General features: G+C 36.9%; 18 protein-coding genes. 2 read left to right on the top strand and 16 right to left on the bottom strand.

Annotation, left to right across the window (positions count from 1 at the left end):
• Window positions 1-50: 50 nt before the first annotated feature.
• The 15 genes from BVC89_RS03505 to BVC89_RS03435 all read right to left on the bottom strand — a co-directional run bounded on the left by BVC89_RS03505 (window position 51) and on the right by BVC89_RS03435 (window position 19,020).
• The gene (locus BVC89_RS03505) at window positions 51-464 is read right to left on the bottom strand and encodes a hypothetical protein (RefSeq protein WP_086929876.1); all 414 of its coding nucleotides are present in this window, start codon (window positions 462-464) and stop codon (window positions 51-53) included.
• Between the two features lie 791 nt (window positions 465-1,255).
• Window positions 1,256-4,912: a hypothetical protein gene (locus BVC89_RS03500; protein WP_086929875.1), complete on the bottom strand. Its 3,657-nt coding sequence runs from the start codon at window positions 4,910-4,912 to the stop codon at window positions 1,256-1,258.
• Between the two features lie 248 nt (window positions 4,913-5,160).
• Window positions 5,161-5,769: a hypothetical protein gene (locus BVC89_RS03495; RefSeq protein ID WP_086929874.1), complete on the bottom strand. Its 609-nt coding sequence runs from the start codon at window positions 5,767-5,769 to the stop codon at window positions 5,161-5,163.
• Between the two features lie 89 nt (window positions 5,770-5,858).
• Window positions 5,859-6,185 (bottom strand): hypothetical protein, encoded by a 327-nt coding sequence (locus tag BVC89_RS03490; RefSeq protein ID WP_086929873.1) that lies wholly within the window; start codon window positions 6,183-6,185, stop codon window positions 5,859-5,861.
• 404 nt (window positions 6,186-6,589) lie between these two features.
• A complete protein-coding gene (locus BVC89_RS03485; protein WP_086929872.1) occupies window positions 6,590-8,764 on the bottom strand; it encodes a phage tail protein in 2,175 nt (724 codons plus the stop codon).
• Between the two features lie 804 nt (window positions 8,765-9,568).
• The gene (locus BVC89_RS03480; protein ID WP_086929871.1) at window positions 9,569-10,132 is read right to left on the bottom strand and encodes an RNA polymerase sigma factor; all 564 of its coding nucleotides are present in this window, start codon (window positions 10,130-10,132) and stop codon (window positions 9,569-9,571) included.
• A 1,605-nt stretch (window positions 10,133-11,737) separates the two neighbouring features.
• Entirely contained in the window at window positions 11,738-12,862 is a 1,125-nt protein-coding gene (gene sctU, locus BVC89_RS03475) for a type III secretion system export apparatus subunit SctU (RefSeq protein ID WP_086929870.1), read from the bottom strand.
• Window positions 12,859-13,659: a type III secretion system export apparatus subunit SctT gene (gene sctT, locus BVC89_RS03470; protein ID WP_086929869.1), complete on the bottom strand. Its 801-nt coding sequence runs from the start codon at window positions 13,657-13,659 to the stop codon at window positions 12,859-12,861. The genes sctU and sctT overlap by 4 nt, the downstream gene beginning before the upstream one ends.
• Before the next feature lie 3 nt (window positions 13,660-13,662).
• Window positions 13,663-13,929, bottom strand: a complete 267-nt coding sequence (gene sctS / locus BVC89_RS03465; RefSeq protein ID WP_086929868.1) for a type III secretion system export apparatus subunit SctS — start codon at window positions 13,927-13,929, stop codon at window positions 13,663-13,665.
• A 10-nt stretch (window positions 13,930-13,939) separates the two neighbouring features.
• The gene (sctR, locus tag BVC89_RS03460; protein WP_086929867.1) at window positions 13,940-14,593 is read right to left on the bottom strand and encodes a type III secretion system export apparatus subunit SctR; all 654 of its coding nucleotides are present in this window, start codon (window positions 14,591-14,593) and stop codon (window positions 13,940-13,942) included.
• Entirely contained in the window at window positions 14,590-15,765 is a 1,176-nt protein-coding gene (locus tag BVC89_RS03455; protein ID WP_086929866.1) for a FliM/FliN family flagellar motor switch protein, read from the bottom strand. The genes sctR and BVC89_RS03455 overlap by 4 nt, the downstream gene beginning before the upstream one ends.
• Entirely contained in the window at window positions 15,752-16,213 is a 462-nt protein-coding gene (locus tag BVC89_RS03450) for a hypothetical protein (protein ID WP_086929865.1), read from the bottom strand. Before BVC89_RS03450 ends, BVC89_RS03455 begins: the two co-directional genes overlap by 14 nt.
• 37 nt (window positions 16,214-16,250) lie before the next feature.
• Window positions 16,251-16,667 (bottom strand): hypothetical protein, encoded by a 417-nt coding sequence (locus BVC89_RS03445; RefSeq protein WP_086929864.1) that lies wholly within the window; start codon window positions 16,665-16,667, stop codon window positions 16,251-16,253.
• Between the two features lie 47 nt (window positions 16,668-16,714).
• A complete protein-coding gene (locus tag BVC89_RS03440; RefSeq protein ID WP_086929863.1) occupies window positions 16,715-18,085 on the bottom strand; it encodes a FliI/YscN family ATPase in 1,371 nt (456 codons plus the stop codon).
• A gap of 2 nt (window positions 18,086-18,087) precedes the next feature.
• Window positions 18,088-19,020, bottom strand: a complete 933-nt coding sequence (locus BVC89_RS03435) for an FHA domain-containing protein (protein ID WP_086929862.1) — start codon at window positions 19,018-19,020, stop codon at window positions 18,088-18,090.
• Window positions 19,021-19,675: 655 nt separating this feature from the next.
• Here BVC89_RS03435 and BVC89_RS03425 point away from each other — a divergent pair.
• Both BVC89_RS03425 and BVC89_RS03420 read left to right on the top strand, forming a co-directional pair.
• Window positions 19,676-20,239 (top strand): RNA polymerase sigma factor, encoded by a 564-nt coding sequence (locus tag BVC89_RS03425; RefSeq protein WP_158657764.1) that lies wholly within the window; start codon window positions 19,676-19,678, stop codon window positions 20,237-20,239.
• A 9-nt stretch (window positions 20,240-20,248) separates the two neighbouring features.
• Window positions 20,249-21,304 carry a TyeA family type III secretion system gatekeeper subunit gene (locus BVC89_RS03420; RefSeq protein WP_086929859.1) on the top strand — a complete coding sequence of 352 codons (1,056 nt, stop codon included), beginning with the start codon at window positions 20,249-20,251 and terminating at the stop codon, window positions 21,302-21,304.
• Window positions 21,305-21,502: 198 nt separating this feature from the next.
• On the opposite strand, the gene BVC89_RS03415 is transcribed toward BVC89_RS03420, so the two are convergent.
• On the bottom strand, window positions 21,503-22,339 hold the full coding sequence (locus BVC89_RS03415; RefSeq protein ID WP_086929858.1) for an SET domain-containing protein: 837 nt from the start codon (window positions 22,337-22,339) through the stop codon (window positions 21,503-21,505).
• Between the last annotated feature and the right edge of the window lie 5 nt (window positions 22,340-22,344).

Below are 22,344 nucleotides of genomic sequence, written 5' to 3'. Positions count from 1 at the left end.
GGGAATATATCCACATTATCCATGTTCGAACCTATTAATAGGCTCAAAGGCTAGTAGTAGTTTCCCGGGTTGTGCATCAGTTTATCTATCAACTCTTGCGCCATCGCTTCCGATTCATCATAGAGGCGCAGTAACGCTTTTACCTGCTGCATAATATTGGAATTAACGACAGAAAGGCGCTTAACCTGGGTGAACAAGGCATTAATCTCTGACTTCTGATTAGCCGACAACTCCAAAGTATTCCAGTAGTTTAACTGCACAGAAAAACTCGGAAGCTTCTGTTCAGTACTGGCATTATTACGAAAAATCAGCTCCAAACGCTGATTTTCCATAGTCAAGCCATCGGCATCCTCCATAGCTTTTAGTTCCCGCAAATACCGCTCAGAAGAGGCTAGGTGTCGCTCTACATCGTAGATAAACTCACCAATAGCTGACAGAGGTAGTAGATTTGAAGAATTGGCCATGAACTATAGTTCCGCACTTATATTCATTTGGAGTAATAGAGCATAGAAGCTTATAGAACTCATAGGGCATAAGTCCAGACAATATCTCGCCTATTCGCCAATATTCTCATTACAAGAGCAAACACTTGACAAGTGTCAAACATACCAGAGCTTTCCTAACAAGGTCATTTTGCAGACAGTCATCAATATCGATTAGCAGAGCCCAGATCTGTAAGTCCGTTATCGCTATATCGTAATAAATACAAGCGGATTAAAACTTAAGACAAATATCTTAAGCGAACATATCAGAGACGCTAAAGCGCTTACAATTTATCGAGGGAAAAATATTTTTATCTAAAGGGGTAGAGTTAGCAAAGCTTATTTCAATTGAGAACAAAATAATCGTATAAACTTCGGCTAAGTATAATATTGACCATCAAAAAAATAAGAAAAACTACAGCATGTAAGATATATCATACATATGAAACAGAAATTGGCCAGTATCAATATATAGGAATAAATGAGAGTATACTATCATCCGTTGCCAACTACCGACTATCGTGTCAGGGACATGGCTTTTTGCCGGTAACGGTGTTTGTTTACTTAATAATTTTATTGTATTTTTCCATTAAGTTAGGCATACACTATCTTTATTCAAAAAACCGCAACCTTTTTTCAAATTTGAGATTGTAGTAAATCTTCAATATTGCTTACTACAACCCCAAAGGATCAATATATAACAAGAATATTTATCTATGCTAAATTATTTATCAATAGCTCAGTATTCTAGTAAAGGATTATACAGTATTACTTTAATCTTTCTTTCTTGTGTCAAATAAAAGTTCACTTGGCTCATTACCCATCACCCAGTTTTTCAATTCATTTCCTTGCCACATATAAGGCATCTGCTCCTTAATGAGAGTAATATAAGGAACTAATAGTGAATCGAAATTTTCTTCTCTTTGTTTAGGTGTCATAGAAGCAAACTCGTTGGCTTTTGCACGCAGAATATTATTATTGTTTGCTTCTAGCACCATTTCATTAGATAGTTTAGACAATCTATTTAGAGTATCTGTCCTCTCTTTAACTTTTGTTTCAATTTGCTCAGGACTTAAACCTAAATTTTCATTACGATTTTTGGTTTCCAAATTAGCTCGATAATCATTACCTTCACGCGCGACGATCTGTTTCACAGTTATTTGCACCTGCTTGGTCAAGTCGGAGATCTGTTCCGGAGTTATACGCTCATGGGCTTCTGTGGTATCAAAATGATGCTCTTGATTAAGCACAAGCTTCTTAGCTTGCTGTAAAGTTTCAAGTTGCTCTTTAAGATCTTGCTTCTGCGTATTAATAAAAAAGTGATTTAACTGATTATCTGTTTCAAGATTATCCATCAGTTCCGAAATATCTTTCGCGCGATTCTCTAACTGATCGGGAATATGTACCAGGAAAGCCTCAAGAAATGGGTTACTAGACTTGTCAGCCATCTTGACAAGGAAATTGATAATATTAGGTTTTTGAGCTTGTAAAAACTGAGGTAGCTGTTTACTTTTATCTACTTTTCCAGTTTCTTGTGAGTCAGGCAACAAACCCGCGCGACCACGTTCTATCATTCGACTGCCTCGTTTCATAGTATAGCTTAATGAATCACTACCAATCGACTCATGGGCCATTTTGGTAACCGAAGCGCCACCAGAGATGCTACCCCCAACATAAGCGCCGGGAGCTGGCACACCCAATGCTACAAGAGGTACATTTATGCCGCCTCCAGCATTAGCACCTACTGTCACATTTGTTCGTGTGAAATCTTTTATCTTAAGTGGTTCACCAGGAAAATCTTCTTGCTTACGGAAGTCTGGATCGAAATGTTGGAGATGGATCGTTACCTTCGGCATATTAGCACCAAGAGAAACATTTGCACTTTGTAAAATAGTGCTTAATGATTGAGTAACACCCAACTCTTTTAGTTTTTCTTCAAAACCTGCAGCTGCAAACCCAGCATTTAAACCTGCGGGCAGATCAATTTTAACACCGTGTAACGTTCCTGATTGATAAGGGCTCCAATGATCAAACCTAGCAGCTTCATACGACACTTTAATAGGGCTACCTCCCCCCGTTAAACCGCTAATTGGGCCTTCTCCTTGACCAAGACTAGAAACAGAAAAGTTAAATTCTCCTTTTTTCGATGTGATATCGATAGGTAAGACTCTCATAAAAGATAAGCCATCTTGAAAGGCTCTTCTATCATATTTGAATTTAGGCTTATTAAAACTATCAAGTGCAGCATCGATTTTTGTTTTAAATTCTTTATAATCCCGCTCTTTTGCTGGATCAATTCTATTACCATGACCATCCACTGAGTGTTGGTCTCTAATACTCATAGCCGCCGACATCAAGCCAATATTAATCGCTTGTAAAAACCCTTGGCGTCCACCCTTTTCTACACCCCACTTTTTTTCCATAGCTTTCATAGTGGCTGCCTGGCTTTTATCGCCATCATCATATTTTAATACACTATCCGTATAGGTATCCATGTCAGGAATAATCTCTTTTTCGATTATATCCATAACTTGCTGAGGACTCGCTTTTGATAATAGATTCTGAACTCCTGCATCAGAAGAGTCACCATTCGCATCCTTTAAATTTGGAAAACGCTCTGCAAGCATTCGGGATAACAAAGGTTTAACATTTTCTTCCATAGTTTGAAATGTTTTCTGACGGGCTTGATGTGCTTCTCTCATATAATCAGGTAAAGTTTCCGTAGGAGCAAGAAGACCACTTAAAGGATCTTGCACCTCGATCCTCACCTTCGTTTTTTGAGCAAGCACTCCACTTGCTCCAAAACCGAAGCTGGCAGCACCTGGAATATTAATATTAGCTGCGGCATTAGGACTGTAACTATGTGTGGATACTTTACCAACAACAGGAGTTGTTCTTATTGGAGCAGTAGCGCCCAATGAATTATTGCCCACATCAATTCCTAAATGTTTTTTAAGGAGTTCAGTTGTTCTAGACTCTGCATTTACCGCAGCCTGCAAAACTTCTTCATAGTTTTTCATCTCATTTCTGGGGTCTATACCATTTATTTCTCGCTGTATGGCTTGCAACCCTTCTGTAACCGGAGCATTTGAAGTTAAGCCCATAAGTTGGCCCGCGGCATTTTTAACTCTTCCTACTACACTAAAATCATTTGCTCCTATTCTTCTGGATTTCTTGTCAGCCGGATTATCACTCTCCTTCTTGCTAGGCTCCTCAAGCTCCGAAAGATTGTAATTTGCTTTACGAAAGCCTTCCTCATTTATATAGTGCTCCGTGCTAAGATAAACGTCGTTCCTCATAGCTTTTGTATAGCTATAATTAATTGGATTAGCACTGACATTAAAAACCTTTGTGAGCTTCGCTTTAGCACCCACATTTACAGTACCAGAAGCATTTGTAGCGCGAATAAATAGTGATTCATCTTCCGGAAACAGTACTGTAGCTCTAGTCCCTTTAAATTTCCCCTCAGGTCCGACTTGGAACACGTCAGTGATAAGACCCGACAATATATCCCAACCAAGACGCCCTTCGACATTCACATCGGTGTTTATACTTGAGCCCGGATCGTTTAGAAAATCCATTTCTTTATTCATTTTCTGCTCGACTAAGGGTTTAGCTTGTATGTATGCTGATGCTTTAGTGGTTATTGCCAGTGCTTTCACCGTATCACGTAAACCCTTACTTGGTAGCTGTGTTCCTAGATTCTCAAATAAATTAGATAAATCTTTCGTTTCCTTTATAGACATAGTTGCAGTACTAGGGTCATCACTTCTTCGCGCATCAGAGCGCGCCTGATCAGCATATTCGCTCAATTTAACTGCTAGGGTAGGATTTTTGTTTTTAACACTATTCGCCAAATTGTTAAATAACATTTCAACATCGGAGAGCAGTACTTTACTCGATCCATCAACCAAAAAGCTTCCACTTTCCCTATCAGGAATTCGTGTAAGAGCAGTACTTACCGGTGTAAGTTGAGCTTCTGCTTGGGCAGCAACAAATGAAGCTGAAGATACTGAGGAGGAGGACGCACCTGGAGGTAGCTGCGTTTCCGCTTGGGCAGGCAAAAAAGACGAAGGTCGTTGTGGTCGGGCAGGATCTCTGTCAATAGGCCCAGGAGTATTACTCAAATCATAATTTAAAACTTTACCGTCGAAGCTAGGAGCAACTTGAGATGCCTGTATTCTAGATGAAAAACCAAACCTTGCAGGATCTCTTTGAATTTGCTCACCGAGAAGTGAAGTAGAAGTATTCTGCTTGTTCCCGCTTGCATTTTGCTGCATAACAGGTTGAGCCGGTCTAGACCGCCTCAGGCTCTGCCTCAAGCGCGCCATCATAGATGGTTTGCCAGTATCAAGTTTGGCCTCACGTGGCGAATTTTCTTGAGCTTTGTTGCTTCTAAAAAGGTGACGAAGAGTAGTGCCAGATCTCATATTTTCTATCTCAATATTGTGTTCTGTTTATTTGCTTGGCAAGTAAATTTATATTGATTTTAATAATGAAAATTGGGACACACAAAACTCTTTTCTTCCTGAAATTATTATTATTTGCCTTTTTGTAGTAAACGTTTACGCCATGACTTCATACCCATAAAATTTAACTTGCTACCACAAAAAACTATTTGACTAAGATTATATTTAATTATTTTTATTTAGTTAATAAATGTGCAAACCTTTTGGGTTTAATTATTATTCGATTTATTTTTATTTTTATGTATTTCACTTTTTTGACGCTGCCCAATTACCTCTGTCGAACCCTCCTCATGTGAATAGAGGTACTTCCTAGGCAAAGTTGAAAACTTGATAAATAATTCGTTATCTTCTATATCATAATCATAGTGTTTAAAGTAGTAACTGAGGAAAAATAACGTTAGTAGTATTACTGCCATACCAATATAGAGTATTTCACTTAAGATGTTATATCGCTTGCTTCTGACCATGGCATCCTCAGCAATACGATTTTCTTCTTTATTTTTATCTGATTTTTGAGGAGTTGTTATCCAGGCAGCGGTAACAATTGTGTTCAATTTTTCCATTTTCCCATCTTTTGCAAGAATTTCTTCGTTATGAAATTCCTCGGCAGTAGAAACGTCTATTTCTTCAAGACCATCTTCGATTCTCTCTTCTATAGTGCGGTCATCCTCTTCCCAACGAATACTTTCCTTTTCGATAGACTGACTATCGCCAAGCGTGGTAGGTCTTTTACTTTCTGCAAGACTTAGCGCATCATTTTTTTCACTACCCACGCCATAAGAATTAATACTTGTAGAAGATAAATTTATATCTGACACTGTTATATATTCCTTATATATTTTCTATCGTAAGCAGACATATTAAATATATGAAATTTAATTTAAAAAAATGTCATCAAAAATCTGTATTATCGTACAGAAGCACGTTTTTCTATCTCATGGCCTTTTAAAAAACCAGGAAAGGAGAACAACAAGGCGGCTGGAGATGAAATAAAAATTGAGAACATGGCAAAATCATTTACCAGTGTGAGCCAACTTGATGAGAAGCCACTTAAAATTTCTAATTGATACATCAAGGTACTAAATAGAACGGCTATGACAGCTGCCACGAAAAGTATAGCACTAGTAGTCAAGAATATGACATTAAGAAACCTTAGAATAATATTGAGCCAATACTTTTTAGTAGATGACTTATTTTCTGAAAACTCACCACTAAAGTAACTTAAGCTTTTCATAGTCGAAACCAAAAGATAATGAATGTATTTTGCCTTTACTGATTAGTAATATTTGAACATCTAAAGTTCACAATTTCAGCAATAGAAAGCCAATTGACGCAATTTATTTCAATTTGGAAAAAAATGGAAAAATAAAATACAGCTATAAAAAACTAAGTGCCAAGACTTAGCAATATTTCATAGTATCACCTTATTAAAACCGGCAAGAACCCGCCATAAGTAGGTGATCTTCTGGGAAGAAAAAACATAGATGTATAAGAGTTCTACTGCATACATTTACAATAGAAAATTGATATGGATAGTTTTTAGGGTAAGATCCAGAAGTACCATAAGAAGTACTCCCAGATTGAAAAAGTTAATGCACAAAAGCCTTGTATAAGATACTATCGGAAAGATAGACGATACTAGCTATATAGCTTATCACTTGCAGTCGTCTTAATATTTTCACCACTAGCGTAGATCTCGTTCTGAATACCTTCCCCTGTTGCATATAAATCATTTAAATAGGCATTAACCTTGTCATTTTCTAGCGCCGCATCTTGCGCTGATTTCATAGCAATTTTCGGTGCTTGTTTTTTCATAAAATCGCCTAATAGACTTGGATGCCTAAATACATCGGCAACTGTAATTTTACCTCCTAACCCAGTTCCTTTTGCGGCTAGATCATCTATAGGCTTAAGACCACGAATACTCCTAGAACTCGCTTTCATAGTTCCCATTATGCCATTCTTAAAGATACTTTTAGCCATTGCAGAGGTACCTCCAGTGAATGCACCAAGAACGTCTATAGCTCCCGAGCCCATATCTTTTAGAGCTTGGCCTATTTTTTTAGGATCGAAGTTACTTCTGACCAGATCCACAGTACCCGAAGTTAATTGGGCTGCACCTGTTATTGGAGCGGTGAATACATTCGCCACGGTATTACCAACAAAATCCCAGCCTTTCTTTAGCTTATCACCAAAATCGTCGCCGAAAATAGCGCCACCAAACGCACCAACTGTCGAGCTAAAGTAGTTAACGAGACCAGAAGTTGCCTCTTTAACACCTTTACCAACTCCGGTAGCAGCATCTTTAACGCCGCTCAAAACACTATTGAAACCATTTTTAAACGCACCTTTAAAGTCGAAGGTAGCAACACCCTTCATAAAGTTTGCCGCGCCTTTCCAGACGCCTTTGGCTAGGCCCCATGCACCTTTGGCAACAGATTTAATTCCATTCCACACGCCTTTAAAAGCGCCTTTTATTCCGCCCCATAACTTACTCCAGAAGCTTTTCTTTTCGTAGTCAGCAAAAGTTGCCTTCTCGCCTTTTTTATTCTTGCCATTAGGGTCAAATATTTTATTTAGATCTTTTACCTTAACTTTAACATTGCGAGTCACACCCCATTTTCCCGTATCATTGACTTTACCATCAATCTCCACATTTTTTAGGTTTGATAAATCTCTACCTTTAAGGTTCTGTAAACGACCTGGTTCTAACCTAGCCGCGGCAATGTCATCCTTACTCATCTTTATTTCAACTTTTTTCCCTGTTTTTTTATCGACACCTTTAATTGTATACTCTTCAAATAAGCTCAAATCAACGCGGCCATCTAACCCTTGGATACCATTGAACTTTTTATTTTTATCTTTGTTTTCCTCCATAATACCAGCCATTTCAGCTTGCATTTCAGGCGACATGGATGGCGGCTCCACATGTATTTTTGAGCCGGTTAATGATGCATTCATTAACTTATAACGCTGCTCATCTCCCATATCTACTGCGCCATTCTTCTCCAGATATGTGGATACTGCGGCTTGATATTTTGCTGGATCTTTACGATGTTTTTTGTGTAAATCCTTAATCTGATCAACAACGTTAGAGGCATCTCCTCCTCGATTCGCTAGAGTTCTAGCTACCGCGCTTGCTTGGTCATCAGTCAAAAATATACCGTTTTTCTCCCTGTTCTTTCTGTCTGAAAGTAATTGTTGTATCGCTTTGTAATCCCCTTTCTTGCTACCTTTACCCTCCTCGTGAACATCGACACTAGCGCCTTTACTACTGCCTACGGCAGCAACCTCGTGTTTACCTAAATTCTTATCTATACCTAGCTCATCAAGGCGTTTTTCCGTAAGGGGCCCATGAATTTTCATATCATAATGCTTCATGAAATCTAATCCTTTAGGGTGTTGCTTGATAAGATTTTTCAGAGCTTTATCTTTTTGGCCTTGGCTCAAATTTTCAGGCGTTGGTGCCGCAGGTCTATTTGCCCCCACAGGGTTGACACCAGCAATAGGTGAATTCTGAAAAAGGTTACCGTATTCATTCCGCAAGTTCTTTTCACCACTAACAAAGGCAATCAATGCTTTAATGAATGCATTGAAAGTTTCAAGATTTTCATCAGAAGTGCCACTTGTCATGGGTATGGAGCCTTTAGTATTGCTACTAAAGGTTTTGAACATCGGCATATTGCCATTTGAGTCATCCTTGATTCTGATTGGGCCTCCTTTCTTTATCATAGGCTTGGGTTGATGTGAGAATTCTCTAGGCAAGAGATCTTGCTTTTTATTATAGCTCACCAAGTTATCTATCAGGTTCATATGCTTTTTCCCTATCTTAGTTACAAATAAAAGCTGTGATTAAAAACACTTTGGTACATTCAGAAAATAAATAATCATTTCAGGAAAAATCACTAGAAACTTAGATTAACTGAAATTAATTAATATATTCGTGTGTGGTGAGATTTATTAAGCAGTTCGGTAAGAGTCACGCGAAAAATCTAAGAAGACTTTGTAGGTGTATAGTTAACAGCTGACATCTTTTATCTTTATATTGTTTTTATCGGTATAATAAGTAACCCGTAAAAAAATCACTTAAAACAATAAATTCGATTAAAAAGATACTATAATGCGGCGACAATAGACTTAGCTGTAATCTATATGTCGATCAAATACTCTATAAAATTGGAACAGCCTAGTTATTGCTAACTAACGTCTGTTTGTATTATTAAAAATACAATAACTTTCAAAAACCAATAGAGAGCATAAGGAGTACAGCTAAATAAGATAAGTAATGCGAAGTCAGTGGATTTCCCTACGTTCTAGCATGAACCAGAAAATGTTAAGTCTAATATAGGAGATTACAATCTTTTAAAATTAATACTTCAATATAACTCTAAATAAAAGATAATAAAGGTTAACTGAATGGTCAAAATACTCGGTATACAACATCATATAAAAATAAAGCTTTTATCAAACGTAAATATATATCTGAAGACGATCAATAACAAAAAATTAGCTATAGATATATCATCAATTAAATAGTTGGTAACTCGGTAGCTCTTAGTAATTATGTACTCTACTATGAATACAATTCCACATAAGCACAGTTTTCTAGGTAATTAGCTACCTTTTCAGCTCTGTCCTCAATATTTTGCGCGCATTTGCCATTCTCGACTGAACAGTTCCAAGGGGAACGTTAAATGTGACTGCCGTATCTTGATAGCTATTGCCTTCGATTATTAGAGAATTAACAACACCTCGCATCTTCTGAGGCAGCGACTCGAGTTTTGTATGCAAATGGCTTATTTGCTCATCATATTCGACAATATCGGCCGGATCACTCACTTTTGGTAGGCATGAGGCGCTAGCACAAGACAGTGAGTCAATATCTGCTGACATCTCTTCGAGCAATACTGTTGGCTTCTTTTCTTTACGTTTTAAGTCATTACGAATGACGTTGTAAGCGATACCACACAACCACGTCTTTACCTGAGATTCACCACGAAAGCTGTTATACGAACGTATGACTTCCAGCAATGTCGCTTGCATATAATCATCGATATCACATTTATTCTTAACTCTCCTTGCGATAAATCTGCGCAAATACACGGTATTATTTCTTATAATACTCTCAATACTTTCGGTATTGTCGCGCTTGGGTTCTAATCTCACATTTACCAGGCTCATATTATATTCAACTCTTTTATTTGACTGCTTCACACGAAAGATGATTTAAGCGACAAAAAATCAATGTCCTATCCAATCAGTTATTAAACTCTTTAAAAGACACTTACGCTCTTTAGTCACTTAACACTTTATATATCTAGAATCTTTGATTGCATAACTTAGAGAATTAAATCAGCTTACTCTAAGTTTCTACATGCACTATATATAATACTTATCACAACAAAAATCATACCATGTTCATCTATTGATACTATTTAGAGCATCTGATTAAGATAGCCAATCAACGCCTATAAATATTTAATATCGATCCAATATTTATTCTCTATGGAATAATCACTAACTAAAGAGTGAAGAGAAATAACACTCGCTCTCTTATCCATGATGAACACACTTTCATAATTTACTCCTTTTATTACTTTAATGAGAGTTTTTTTTGTATCAAATTGTATACGCTTATTTTTGGTGCGAACTAATTGAAAATTATTTTCAATATTAGAAGCGTATTAAAACTCTATTTATTAAAAGTGGAAGTAAATTAGAGGATGGAGTTTATATTAAAAAAAACAGAAAAATTAGTTTTAATAGATCACTGTATCATTTTTGTGATAATAAGATTTATTGAACGACTACTATATAAATTCAAAATTAGAATCGAGTGGTTTAACTGCAGGGCAGTCACCAAAATTTCATCTAGTAATTACATAATTAGGGTGATAAAACATAAAACCTTATTAATGCCTTTACAATACATCTTTTAATGAGCCAGCTTTTATTGTTTCAATTTAAAAATAACTAATCTGTTAATGACTAAGTAACGTACAGTTGCGGCAATAATTTAAGTTTTCTTAAGCCTGTTTTTTCTGTATCTGAATATATATTATTTTTGATTATCGATGAAATTAAATAATAGCTATAGGCTAGTAATTTAATGGGTAAGGTAATAAAAATATAGTGGAGAAGAGAAGAAAGCTTCGGTGGTTTTGTACTAAGGCTTTTCTTTTTTTTAGACAGATAATCCAGTGACGAGCTTTAGATCGGAAAAATTATAATCAACAAGCAACCAAAAATTCAAAGCGAATTCTTACTACAAGTCAAAGTTCTAAGGTGATTAGAATTTGCACTAGCACAATAATATAAATACACCTTTTGTTGCATTATGTCCTCTAAGTCACCTACTGCTTAATAAGAATTCGCCAAATACGCTTGAATGATATATCGTTTCTACGGGTAACAAAAAAGAACCAGCTCACATTAATTAATCAATCTAGGTTAAAAAAAAGCAATTAGACTCTTGTTAAAGCGTGTAATAACCATATTTACGATAATACAAAGCTACCGCTAAATAACCTGTCACTTTAATTGTACCCTTTCATCCTCACTCTCAAAGCTATAAAGTTGAACATAACATATCCTATATTTTACACAATTGCTTTCGTCATTACAGAAAATTATCGTTTCTGGCTAAGTGATAAATCTCCATTTTTAACTTTGTTAAACTAATATCTAGCAGGGATTCTAGCTCAAGCTAGTCTTAGGGTAAATTTTCCTATTTATTTATCTACTTGAGGTGGCGCCCGTAAGAAAATTTTGTCATGCCGCAAAATTTTAAGGAAGGTTATTTTTATCAAAACTATCGAATTTTTCGATTTCATGAATTTGGTTGTCGTTATCGTTTTCGTCAATCTCTTTTATAGCTCTCAATACAGCTGCCATAGGTCTAAGAGTAGGGCGCGGAATAAATTTACCGGCCCTCCCTCTACGATATAAAGTTCTTGCTAACCAAACATAACGAATAATGGGAATATTATTTTCTCTCGCAACTTTAATTATATCTTTAGCCCTTTTGTCATACCCCTTACACAAAATCATAGGTAGGGGGGTTTCTCCGGGTTTATAAGAGATTGCAACGGCAAAATGAGTAGGGTTTACGACAACGGCATCTGCATCCGGTACGGCTTGCTCCACGGCACCGCCATCACCCGATGCGAGTTCCTGAGCCAATTGTTTACGCTGTCCTTTAATTGTAGGGTCACCTTCCATTTGTTTGAATTCTCTGAAAACTTCATCTTTTGTCATTTTCTGCTGCTTGATAAAGAAATGCTTTTGCACCATAAAATCAACTACGGCAATGATCAGAAATATCATTAAACAAATTCTGAGAATGATAGTGAGAATGTCAGCACCACCATCCAATGAAAAGGTTAAGTTACCTGTTGGAAAAAGAACAATTTGATGAATTGAGTTCTTCACAATTACATAAAAAACACATGTAAGAACAATGACCTTTACAATATTGAAAAAGAACTCCATCAGTTTCTGAGGAGATACTAAGTTTTTAGCGTTGCTTATAGGGTTAAACTTCGAAAGTTTCGGCATTGCAGACTCAGGCGACATTAAAAAACCAAACTGAACCCAAGCGGCACAAAACCTGGCGACAATAATTACAGCGAGTACCGGTAAACATAATGTAAGAGCATTTAGTAGTACGCTTTTCGCCACAGAAGATGCAGCGAAAACAAAATCATCATTAAGTCGAGCCAATGGCTGTAACATCATATTTTCTATAGTATTCATCATATGTTCACGAATCGCGATGAACATCTCAAAGCCAACAGAGGTAGTAAATAATTTGTTTATATCTTGGCTCTGAGCAACTTGCCCCTTTTTTCTAGCATCCTCCAGTTTCTTCGGGGTGGGTTCTTCTGTTTTTTCTCCTGACGATTCGCTCATCTTTTTGGCATGCCCCAAATATTGATAAGTGACTGGCGCATCTGATCGATTCCCGATAGATTCTGAAAACCTATATGCCAAAGATTAGATAGATACATAATAAGAATTATGAGCGCAATAAGGCTCTTTGCAGGCATTGCCATAAAATATACCTGCATTTGAGGACTATAAGCTCCCAAAACAGCAAACCCAGCTTCAACAAGTAATAATACCAAGATAATTGGCCCAGCATAGAGAACAAAAAAGTAAATGATCCGGGAGAATTGTGAGATGAATTCGGTATGCGCATCAGGGGACATGAGCGGAAACCACTCTAATGTTGGCCACAATGTATAACTTTCAACAATTAGAGCAAACATGTAAGCAAAGCTTCCAGTGACAATCATAACTATTGCCAGCGCCTTGGTGAGGAAGTCAGCTAACATGGAAGAATCTGGGCCTGCACCAGGGTTGAAGTAACCACCGGATAATGCGCCGCGCTGGTTGTCAATCATGACACCTACGGATTGAAATACCCAATAAGGCGCTCCTAGAATAAAACCTATTGTAAAGCCTAAAATCAGCTCTTTAACAACATATAGAGGGAAAAAAATATTAGCGAATGCGTCACTGCTAATTCTAATATAGTTACCTATAATAATGGGGAGTGAGACAGCAAATATAACCGCATGCTTGGCCATTCCATGTAGGTTATTTTTAGAAAATATAGGCACAAACTGAAGGGCGACATAAACCCTCGGCATGGTCAAAGACATTGCAACAAATAATTGAAACAAAATATCGACAAACTCAGTCATTTACTAGTTACCGATGTCGGGCAAAAGACCAAAGACCATCCCTAATAAATTGAGCACTTCACCTCCAATCCAAGCACCGGTCATAGCCAGAACCAGAGATACTGCAATTAATTTTACAGCAAAAGGGAGAGTTTGATCCTGCACTTGAAATAATGTTTGTACTAAAGAAATAAGAATGCCGAAGGTTAAAGCTGCCATTAGTGGAGGCATCGAGAGTTGCACCACAAGCATAAGCGCTTGTTTTACTATATTTAATGTATCTGCATGCATTTAATTTTACCTAAACATAAGATAGCACAAGGCTATGAAGCAGCTTTTGCCAACCTTCAGCAATAACAAATAAAAGAATTTTAAACGGCAATGATACTGTCATTGGCGCAACCATCTGCATACCTAAAGCAAGTAGTAAGTTTGAGACAATTAAATCAATCACGACGAAGGGTAAGTAGATAAGGAAACCAATTTCAAAACCAGATTGCAATTCTGATATTACGAATGCTGGAATTAAAATAATAAAGTCTTCATGGCTTACATCTTTCGACATTTCCTTTGGCCATAATTCTTTAGTCGATGACACAAACGTTTCCCTTACAGCGGGATCGCTATGTTTTGAGATGAAGCTTTTTAAAGGAGCGGTGCCCTTCTCAAAATGCTCGGCTATCGTAGCACTGGATACATCTTTTAAATCAATATGATTGATTTCATTTTGCATTTCAGCAAAAACGGGTGTCATGACGTAAAGTGTTAGGGCAACTGCAATACCATATAGAACCATATTTGGTGGCACTTGTTGTACACCTAAGGCATTTCGCACTATCACTAATACTACTGCTATTTTTAAAAAGGCTGTAGTAACCATAAATAATAGTGGTAGTAGCCCCATACCTGCCATAATCACAGCAAGATGGAGCGGATTCATTTCTGAAAGGTTCACTGCTCCATGCTCCAGTAACGAACAATTTCTACTCCAAGCTTGCCATCAATATCAACTAAGTCACCGCAAGCGACAACTCTATTTTGGCATAATATTTCCACTTGGCCTTTCAAAGGAGAATCCAGTTTGAAGAGATCCCCGGGTGACAAATTACATGCATCGCGGTAAGAAAGTGCAAAACTCCCTAGCCTTACATTGAACTCCAAAGGTAATTCATCAAAGTAAGATAAATTATTCGTAGTGCCACTATCAGTGTTAGGATTATTCTGTAAACTATCCACACCCGTAACAAGCGTATCGTTTTCAGGCCATTCATCCGCGTCTAAAGCTTCTTCATTATCATCAAAACTTTCGGTATCTGCGTAGTCATTTTCATGGCCTTGCTCAAACTCATCTAGTCCCATATTATCCAACCACCTTTTAAATTCTACGATTGTATTATTTTCTTGTTCATGCCATCTCACCAACATAGATGACTTTCCACCCAAGGAGACTACACCCTCGCCCTGCATATCGAAGTTAGGCTTTGATATGATAAAGACGTCACCCTCGTTCAGAGAGCGCCACGTCTTGGCAGTCATCGTGGTAGAACCGCATAGGGTGTTCACGAGAATTGGCAATGTTTCAACACGAGACTCATTGAAACAGTTCTTTTTCCAGTGTTGATTATTAAAAATATTTATCCAGACACTCGTCTCTGCCGCTATTTTTACAGGCAAAGTAAAGCCGCTCATAGAGATTTTTAATGACATTGTGGCAATATCAGCTGGAATTTTTGATAACGGCTTGTTTGGTATCGACCAACCAAAAGCATCATAAATAGCGTCGGGCAAAAGAACATTGGCCATATTGACCTTACCCATTCTAAGACGGGAATCCTCAATAACTTTAACACCGGTTAATCTCTGGTAAAAATTATCGAAGTCAAACAAGTAAACAGTACCGAAGTCAGTATCTATTGATAGTGAAGTGCCTTGAAATTTAGGTGTGGTATCGACAGAGTTAGAAGTTACTTTTATGCTTATTGGTTCATCATTCTGCTCACCATGGTACTGTACTCCCGATCGCAGAATTTTCTGTAAGGAAAATTCATCATTACTTATCTTTTTCTGTAAGAACGGTTTATTGAGTTCCGGAAAATCTTGAACTTGTATTGGACTATACGATATCAATGTAAACTCTCCTTCCAAGTGATTTTCTTAAGGAACTAGACATAGATTTTTTTGAGCCAATTAGCTGACTTCTTAACTTTCTATTATCTGTCGATAGTGAAAAATTCCAACTATAATCTCTTAACTCTGACTTTACATCTACATTGCGGCCTCCGGGTAGCTCAATATTGAAGTTCAACATTTGGTCACTTCGAACGCCGGCAACTTCTGATTCAATACGGTTAAATACTGTGGATAGTGTTTGCTCTACACTCAGTTCATTTGTTATCTGATGTTTTCCATCTAAAAATACGCTGGAAGAAACTGACGTTTTTTTCGACCCTTCTTGATTTAAATAACTGTTAAAATCAAAACCAGAATGCCAAGTTATTTCGGGTATTGATGCTGGATTATCAACCCCCTTTAACAAGTCGGTATCCATGTCTTTTATTGGCATAGAATTGTTCATACTAAATTTTCTCCAAACTATAGAAGTATCAGAAAAACTATTTTTTAAGCATATCGGTGAAAACTTCGATTTTCTCTAAATTTATGAATGCCCGGTTATATTCCCTTTTTTTTATTGATAGTTCTCCTTCAAGAACTTCTCTTTTACGGGTTGCTTCTTGCTTTTCTGATTCTTTATTTACTAGGTTATCTTTGATACCTTCTTGCTCTTCCTTTTTTAAGAAAATATCTTCTAGCTTAAAAACACCTGAAAGTATTTCCTGGTTTATTTCCTGATCGCGTTTTTCCTGATATTCACTATATCTTTCAACTTCTTCCTGAGCTTGCAATTCCACTTTCTTTGCATTTTTTACATCTAAAGACGCGCGATTATATTCCCGTTCAACATCTTCTAGGCGACGTTTTCTAAGCGAGGCAATAACACCAAGTTGCTTGATTTTTAATTTGTCACTCATAGCCTATTGGTAAATATCTAAAAGATAATGTAATTAACAGGATGAGTTTATTTAGTGATGATTTGTTCGAGATTGGTCACTGATTCTTGCAAACTATATTGCTCTTTTGTGCCTTGTTTCAAAAATTCCATAATTTCAGGAGTTTTTTGTACGGCTTCATCAGAAAGGGGATCTTCGCCGGGTTGATATTCACCTAAGCGAATGAGTAATTCTAGATCTTTATGCTTTGCCATAAGCATACGAGCATGGCGGGCTAATTTTGATTGTGAAGGATCGACAATATTATCCATTACTCGACTTAGACTCATTAACACGTTAACAGCTGGATAATGTCCTTTTTCTGCGAGGTCTCGTGATAGAACGATATGGCCATCGAGTAATGACTTAGCTTCATCTGCGACAGGGTCATCAGACATAGAGTCCCCTTCGAGAAGTATCGTATAAATCGCTGTGATTGAACCTTTAGTTGTTTTCCCTGCTCGCTCAATAAGTTTAGGCAACATCGTATATACTGATGGCGGGAAGCCACCTTTTGCGGGAGGCTCTCCAGATGCTAACCCAATTTCACGCTGTGCCCGGGCAAAACGGGTAAGAGAATCGATTAAGAGCAATACCTTTTTCCCTTGATCTCTCAAAGTCTCTGCAATAGCTGTTGCAGTAAACGCAGCCCTGGATCGCTCCATAGAACTTCTATCTGACGTTGAACAAACAAGAATTGTTCGTTTCAGAAGCTCAGGGTCTAATTCGTGATCAAGAAACTCTTTTAACTCCCGGCCACGCTCTCCAACAAGTGCAAAGACGACATAGTCAGCACTGCAACCCCTTGCAATCGAAGCCAATAAAGTTGTTTTACCACAACCTGCACCGGCAAATAAACCGATACGTTGTCCTTCACCAAAGGTGATAAATGTATCAAGTGATTTGACCCCAGTTGTCAGAACATCCGTAATCCTAGGCTTTTCCGTCGCCGCTACTGCCTCTGACATAACAGGCGTAATAGGCAAATCATCATCAATTTCCCCACTACAGAATATTCCCCCAGAACCGGTTCTGAGGTCTCTACCCATACCATCTAGCACCATTCCCATAGTGTTTTCATCAACGATGATACTATGCTTACTTCCAAGTGGTTTCACATCACAGTCGTAGTATAAGTCTTCTAAACGAGTGAGTGCAGATAAAATAACCGCATCTTCTGAAAAACCAATTACTTCTGCAAGTACAATCTTACCGTTATCTTTATCAGCAGAGATTTCACATAATTCACCTATTTTAGTGGCAGGAATTTTTGCCTCAATAAGTGTCCCAACAACCCTTTTTACTTTTCCACAGACATTAACTTTTTGTATACTTTCTACTTTCCCTAGTACCTTTTTATTCCACTCTAAACAACGATCACCTAATTGCTCATAGTTCATTTTTACCACACTAATTCAATTGTGTTTTTGCCTTGAAATACAACTTTCTTTCTACCCACACTCTTTAATGTATAACCATCGATAGTACCACCGACAGACAGTCTCTCTCCGGTATCAGTAATAACGTGTCCATAGGGACCCGAAACTATACGCGTCAGTTTAAATGGGAGTGTTTTGGACACAAAATTTGTGTTATCTTCGATAGTAAAGGAGAACTTATTTTCAGCTTCAAAACGCTTTATCATACGGTTGAGTTTATTTTTATTAATCTCGGTAATGCTCCCCGATACAATCCATTTTTTTGCTTCAGGCTTTAAAACAAGCCCTTTAAGTTCTCGCTCCATTAGCATACTCTTAAATTTCTTTATGAGTAACTTATCGTTGCCATCACGTTTTACATGCGTGGAATATGTAGTTTCTTCAGTGAAATTATTTTCATTCAAGTTTTCTTTATCGCTATTCACATCATCTATATTTGCGAATGCAAGCATTTTGAAGCTCAAAGTGAAGATAGTAGAAACAAAAATTATCGGTATAATTGGAATCTTAGGCCTCGATTTATTTTTGGCAGTAACTTCAGGTATATCAATATGGCTTTGATCTTCTTCGATTTCATCTACTGGTGCTTCTGGAAGCTGCATATTCCAAGGAGTATCTTCCTCAGCAATACATACCCATATACCTGCGATCTCATACGGCACATTTAGACTGATCGTTTCGGCTATACTTTCTGATGCGTCTTCATTAAATAGATCGACGCGGTATCCCACTTCTTGGCCTTCTGGATCTATCGAAAATATCGCATGCCTTTCATATATACCTGGATCGGAGATAAATATATCCGCGTCCAGTGAAGCTCCGAGAGAGATCTTATCCTCGTCTAAAGGAAAAGCAGACCCTCTACTTAAACCATTGAGAATACGTAACTCTTTCATAGTTAAACCTAGTAAATCTACTTAGTATTTAGTGGGAATTAGGAGAAGTTTGATCAAAATATATAAAAAACATCATAGACAATCTAGAAATAGCTTTATACATAGATGCTTAAGCCTAATATTCACAGTATTAATAGTCTGTTAATCATCCTACCTCTAATTATAATGCTTAAAATCTACTTCTCACCTTGATATACAGTGCTACTTTTAAGTGGTGCAAAAAGGAGAATTGTTCGTTACGAACGAATAAAACTGTGCACTAGGACAATTGATAAGATTTGTTAAGTTAGTATAAAAATAGAAAAATTAAATGAACAATTTTGTTTTCAGGCTACATCAAAATTAAATAAGGACTAAGTTAGCCTACATTTTTCACTATTATTTTCATCGATGATAGTATATTTAATTAACATGAATAAAATAAATTTATGACCAAATAAAGCTCGTCGATACACTAAAAATTGGTAATAAAAAAATACCAAGTGATACAGAAAAAGCCTTAAAAAAGCATGATATTCATATGGTTCAAATTTGAGTATTGCCCCATCAATATGTGATGTACGTTTACTTTTCAGCATTCATATAATTCTCTAATGAACAAAGGCAATTGCCTCTAGCACCCATATTTATAATGCAAAAAAGAGTTGGAAATATTATGACTTCAAACACTTTAGAAAAACTTGAACAGCCAGAAAAGAAAGAAAGTATAGATAGTGTCATAAAAAACAGCAGCGTCTACTTGCGCAGATTTATTTCAAAGAGAGCTAAAAACAAATGTGATATAGATGACTTCATGCAGGCAACGTTGTTAGAAGCCATCAGATCCTACCATAATTTCAGAGGGGACTCTCAAGCTAAAACTTGGCTGTGCGGTATCGCATACAACATAATTAGAAACAGCATAAAACGCCAAGAAAAGGATCTAAGTGTTTTTTCGGAAGAATATTCGGAAAGTATAGATTACCTATCAAGCGATAACGGGATATCTTCTCAAAGAGTTCAAGACCCGGCTGATATCATCGAGTGTAATGAATTAATAGATAATGTGTGTGACAGATATGAGGCACTTCCTGAAAAAATGCAGGGGGTATTTAATTCATTAGTTGTTGAAGGAAAAAGCTACCAAGACACCGCCGATCAGTTCAACGTGCCTTTAGGGACAATCCGATCACGTATGGCTAATGCACGAAAGATACTCCGACAAGAATTAAAAGCTTAGGCGTTTTTTATGAACCGAATTAATAATTATATTCCACCACCAACAGTGCCCAAGCTGACTATGGCAAAGGCATTAAGTACTAACGCCGCTAATAATATGGAAGAAGCTTCTTTCAAAATGAGCGAAGTAAAAGATTCTTCTAAAAAGGAGAAATCTAGTAGTAGTGATGCCACTCAAAAAAGATTGCTGGTGAAAAGTATTAACCGGATCACCAACATACAGAAATATTCAAAGATGCTTGATGAGCAGGATAGTGTTGAGAAAAAATTTCAGCAAATTATGTCTGCCGTAGGGAAAAATGGTGGTCTAGATAAATGGATAGAAGGCCAAAGCGAAGACGAAGCCGCAGTTGTTTGGTTGGCGCTAAAAAGAGCCGGAAACGAAGCGAAAGATCCTGCCAAAAAGCTTATACAATCTCGAGAGAGTTTTTTCCTAAAAGATAATATAAGCCAAATTCAAGCATCATTTAATGTAGCACCGGTAGTTTCAAAGTATTTTCCAAATAGAAATAGTGCGAGAAAGATGCGTAAAGCACTTTCTAGAAATAATGGTCGACGCAAGGGAGTTAGATCTATTTTCTTAAGCCTACTCGACGCTTTTGATGAGGATGAATTTCCAGAAAGCGTTGACGCATACATCCGTTCTATAGCCCAAGATATAGACGCAGATCATCCATCAACAGAAGTTGAGTATTTAAGAGATATCTATGAAAGGTTAAATGCGGCAACAGGTGTTAAATCATTATTAAATTTCTGTGACGATGCCATGTTAAATTTAAAGCGTCATATTGAAATTTTAGAAGCAAAACCGGTTGGCCTAGCACGATCATTATTAGACCTAACTGGTGACGATATATACCATAGTGAAATCAAGAGTATCGTGAGTGACTATGTTGAACCAGATAAAAAATCACGACTAATGTTTTTAAATGTCTTATACCCACTACTTAGTCGTTTACCCACATCCCTTTGGAGTGATGAAGAAAAAAGGCACGAAGGAATTAAGGCTTTTTTGTCTTATATGGAGCAAGAAACAAGGAAAGAATCCGAATATGCTCGGTTTTAATAAATGGATTATCTACTTTAGTTTAACCATTACCGCTTTCCTTCATTACTACCTTGGCGCCAAATAAAATACGTAAGGCGCCAAATAAACTTGCTCTTAACTTGGCAACTAGATAGCTATAATCTCTGAGGTAGTTTCTAGACTTTCATAAAAATGCTTTTACTATAGCAGCTACACTATCCTATTATTAGGTATATCTTATAGGTTTAACTTATAGTATTTCCCATAATCCCATAATAGTTGCTCATCTTTAGCAAAAACTATGTGAGAGTTTTTATCTTTTGGCACATTCGCAATGAAGCCTCTATGGGGTATGCCAATTTCTCCGTTATCTGCTATTTGTAACGAAAATGTGGAGATTTTCTTGCCACCATTAGTATCATGATTGATAAAACGTGTATAGTTACCTTTTTTTTCTCCATTAATTGCAAAGATTTCATTGTAGCAGAACGCTAGCTCATATTTGTTGTGAAACCCTCTTATAATGTCAATTAACTTTAGCCATAAAAGTTGTTGAACTTGGCCCACATACAAACCAAGAAACATGAAAGAGTAAATATTTTCTAGAGCATATACCCCCCAGCCATATTCATCTGACCAACGAATATCTAGTTTTGGAGTATAATTCGCAGCTATACAAGAATAAATATACTCTTTATAGTTTTTACAACTAACTTTTTTTCTACCACATAAGTAACTATTAAGTTTACTTACAAGTATATCTTGTAAGTAAACTTCTGTAACTGAAGGTATGTTTAAATCTTCACTTCTTTTATTACTATTATCTTGAGAAAAGGATTTGTTAAACCTACCCTGCCAGTGATTTATACCATTAAATGATTGAGGTGTTATAACATCGTATAGGTAGAAAAGTAAGACACGCATAAATGAAGAAACTTTATTTCGCTCAATATACTCCTTAAAACATTTAGTACCTGACTTACCATGATAAACTGCCTGATTTTTTTTATTGATTATATCAATAAAATCATTTTCATCGTAGTATTTACCTTCAATAGAAACTGGGATATTCACAAAAA

The organism is Agarilytica rhodophyticola (assembly GCF_002157225.2).
GTDB lineage: Bacteria > Pseudomonadota > Gammaproteobacteria > Pseudomonadales > Cellvibrionaceae > Agarilytica > Agarilytica rhodophyticola.
The sequence above is the reverse complement of the archived record's forward strand: the minus strand, read 5'-3'. Positions and strand labels throughout refer to the sequence as shown.

Bases quoted from the DNA above. Each gene is read 5' to 3' on its own strand.
- BVC89_RS03505 (WP_086929876.1), bottom strand. From the start codon at position 464: ATGGCCAATTCTTCAAATCTACTACCTCTGTCAGCTATTGGTGAGTTT.
- BVC89_RS03500 (WP_086929875.1), bottom strand. From the start codon at position 4,912: ATGAGATCTGGCACTACTCTTCGTCACCTTTTTAGAAGCAACAAAGCT.
- BVC89_RS03490 (WP_086929873.1), bottom strand. From the start codon at position 6,185: ATGAAAAGCTTAAGTTACTTTAGTGGTGAGTTTTCAGAAAATAAGTCA.
- BVC89_RS03485 (WP_086929872.1), bottom strand. From the start codon at position 8,764: ATGAACCTGATAGATAACTTGGTGAGCTATAATAAAAAGCAAGATCTC.
- BVC89_RS03480 (WP_086929871.1), bottom strand. From the start codon at position 10,132: ATGAGCCTGGTAAATGTGAGATTAGAACCCAAGCGCGACAATACCGAA.
- sctU (WP_086929870.1), bottom strand. From the start codon at position 12,862: ATGAGCGAATCGTCAGGAGAAAAAACAGAAGAACCCACCCCGAAGAAA.
- sctT (WP_086929869.1), bottom strand. From the start codon at position 13,659: ATGACTGAGTTTGTCGATATTTTGTTTCAATTATTTGTTGCAATGTCT.
- sctS (WP_086929868.1), bottom strand. From the start codon at position 13,929: ATGCATGCAGATACATTAAATATAGTAAAACAAGCGCTTATGCTTGTG.
- BVC89_RS03450 (WP_086929865.1), bottom strand. From the start codon at position 16,213: ATGAACAATTCTATGCCAATAAAAGACATGGATACCGACTTGTTAAAG.
- BVC89_RS03445 (WP_086929864.1), bottom strand. From the start codon at position 16,667: ATGAGTGACAAATTAAAAATCAAGCAACTTGGTGTTATTGCCTCGCTT.
- BVC89_RS03440 (WP_086929863.1), bottom strand. From the start codon at position 18,085: ATGAACTATGAGCAATTAGGTGATCGTTGTTTAGAGTGGAATAAAAAG.
- BVC89_RS03435 (WP_086929862.1), bottom strand. From the start codon at position 19,020: ATGAAAGAGTTACGTATTCTCAATGGTTTAAGTAGAGGGTCTGCTTTT.
- BVC89_RS03425 (WP_158657764.1), top strand. From the start codon at position 19,676: ATGACTTCAAACACTTTAGAAAAACTTGAACAGCCAGAAAAGAAAGAA.
- BVC89_RS03420 (WP_086929859.1), top strand. From the start codon at position 20,249: ATGAACCGAATTAATAATTATATTCCACCACCAACAGTGCCCAAGCTG.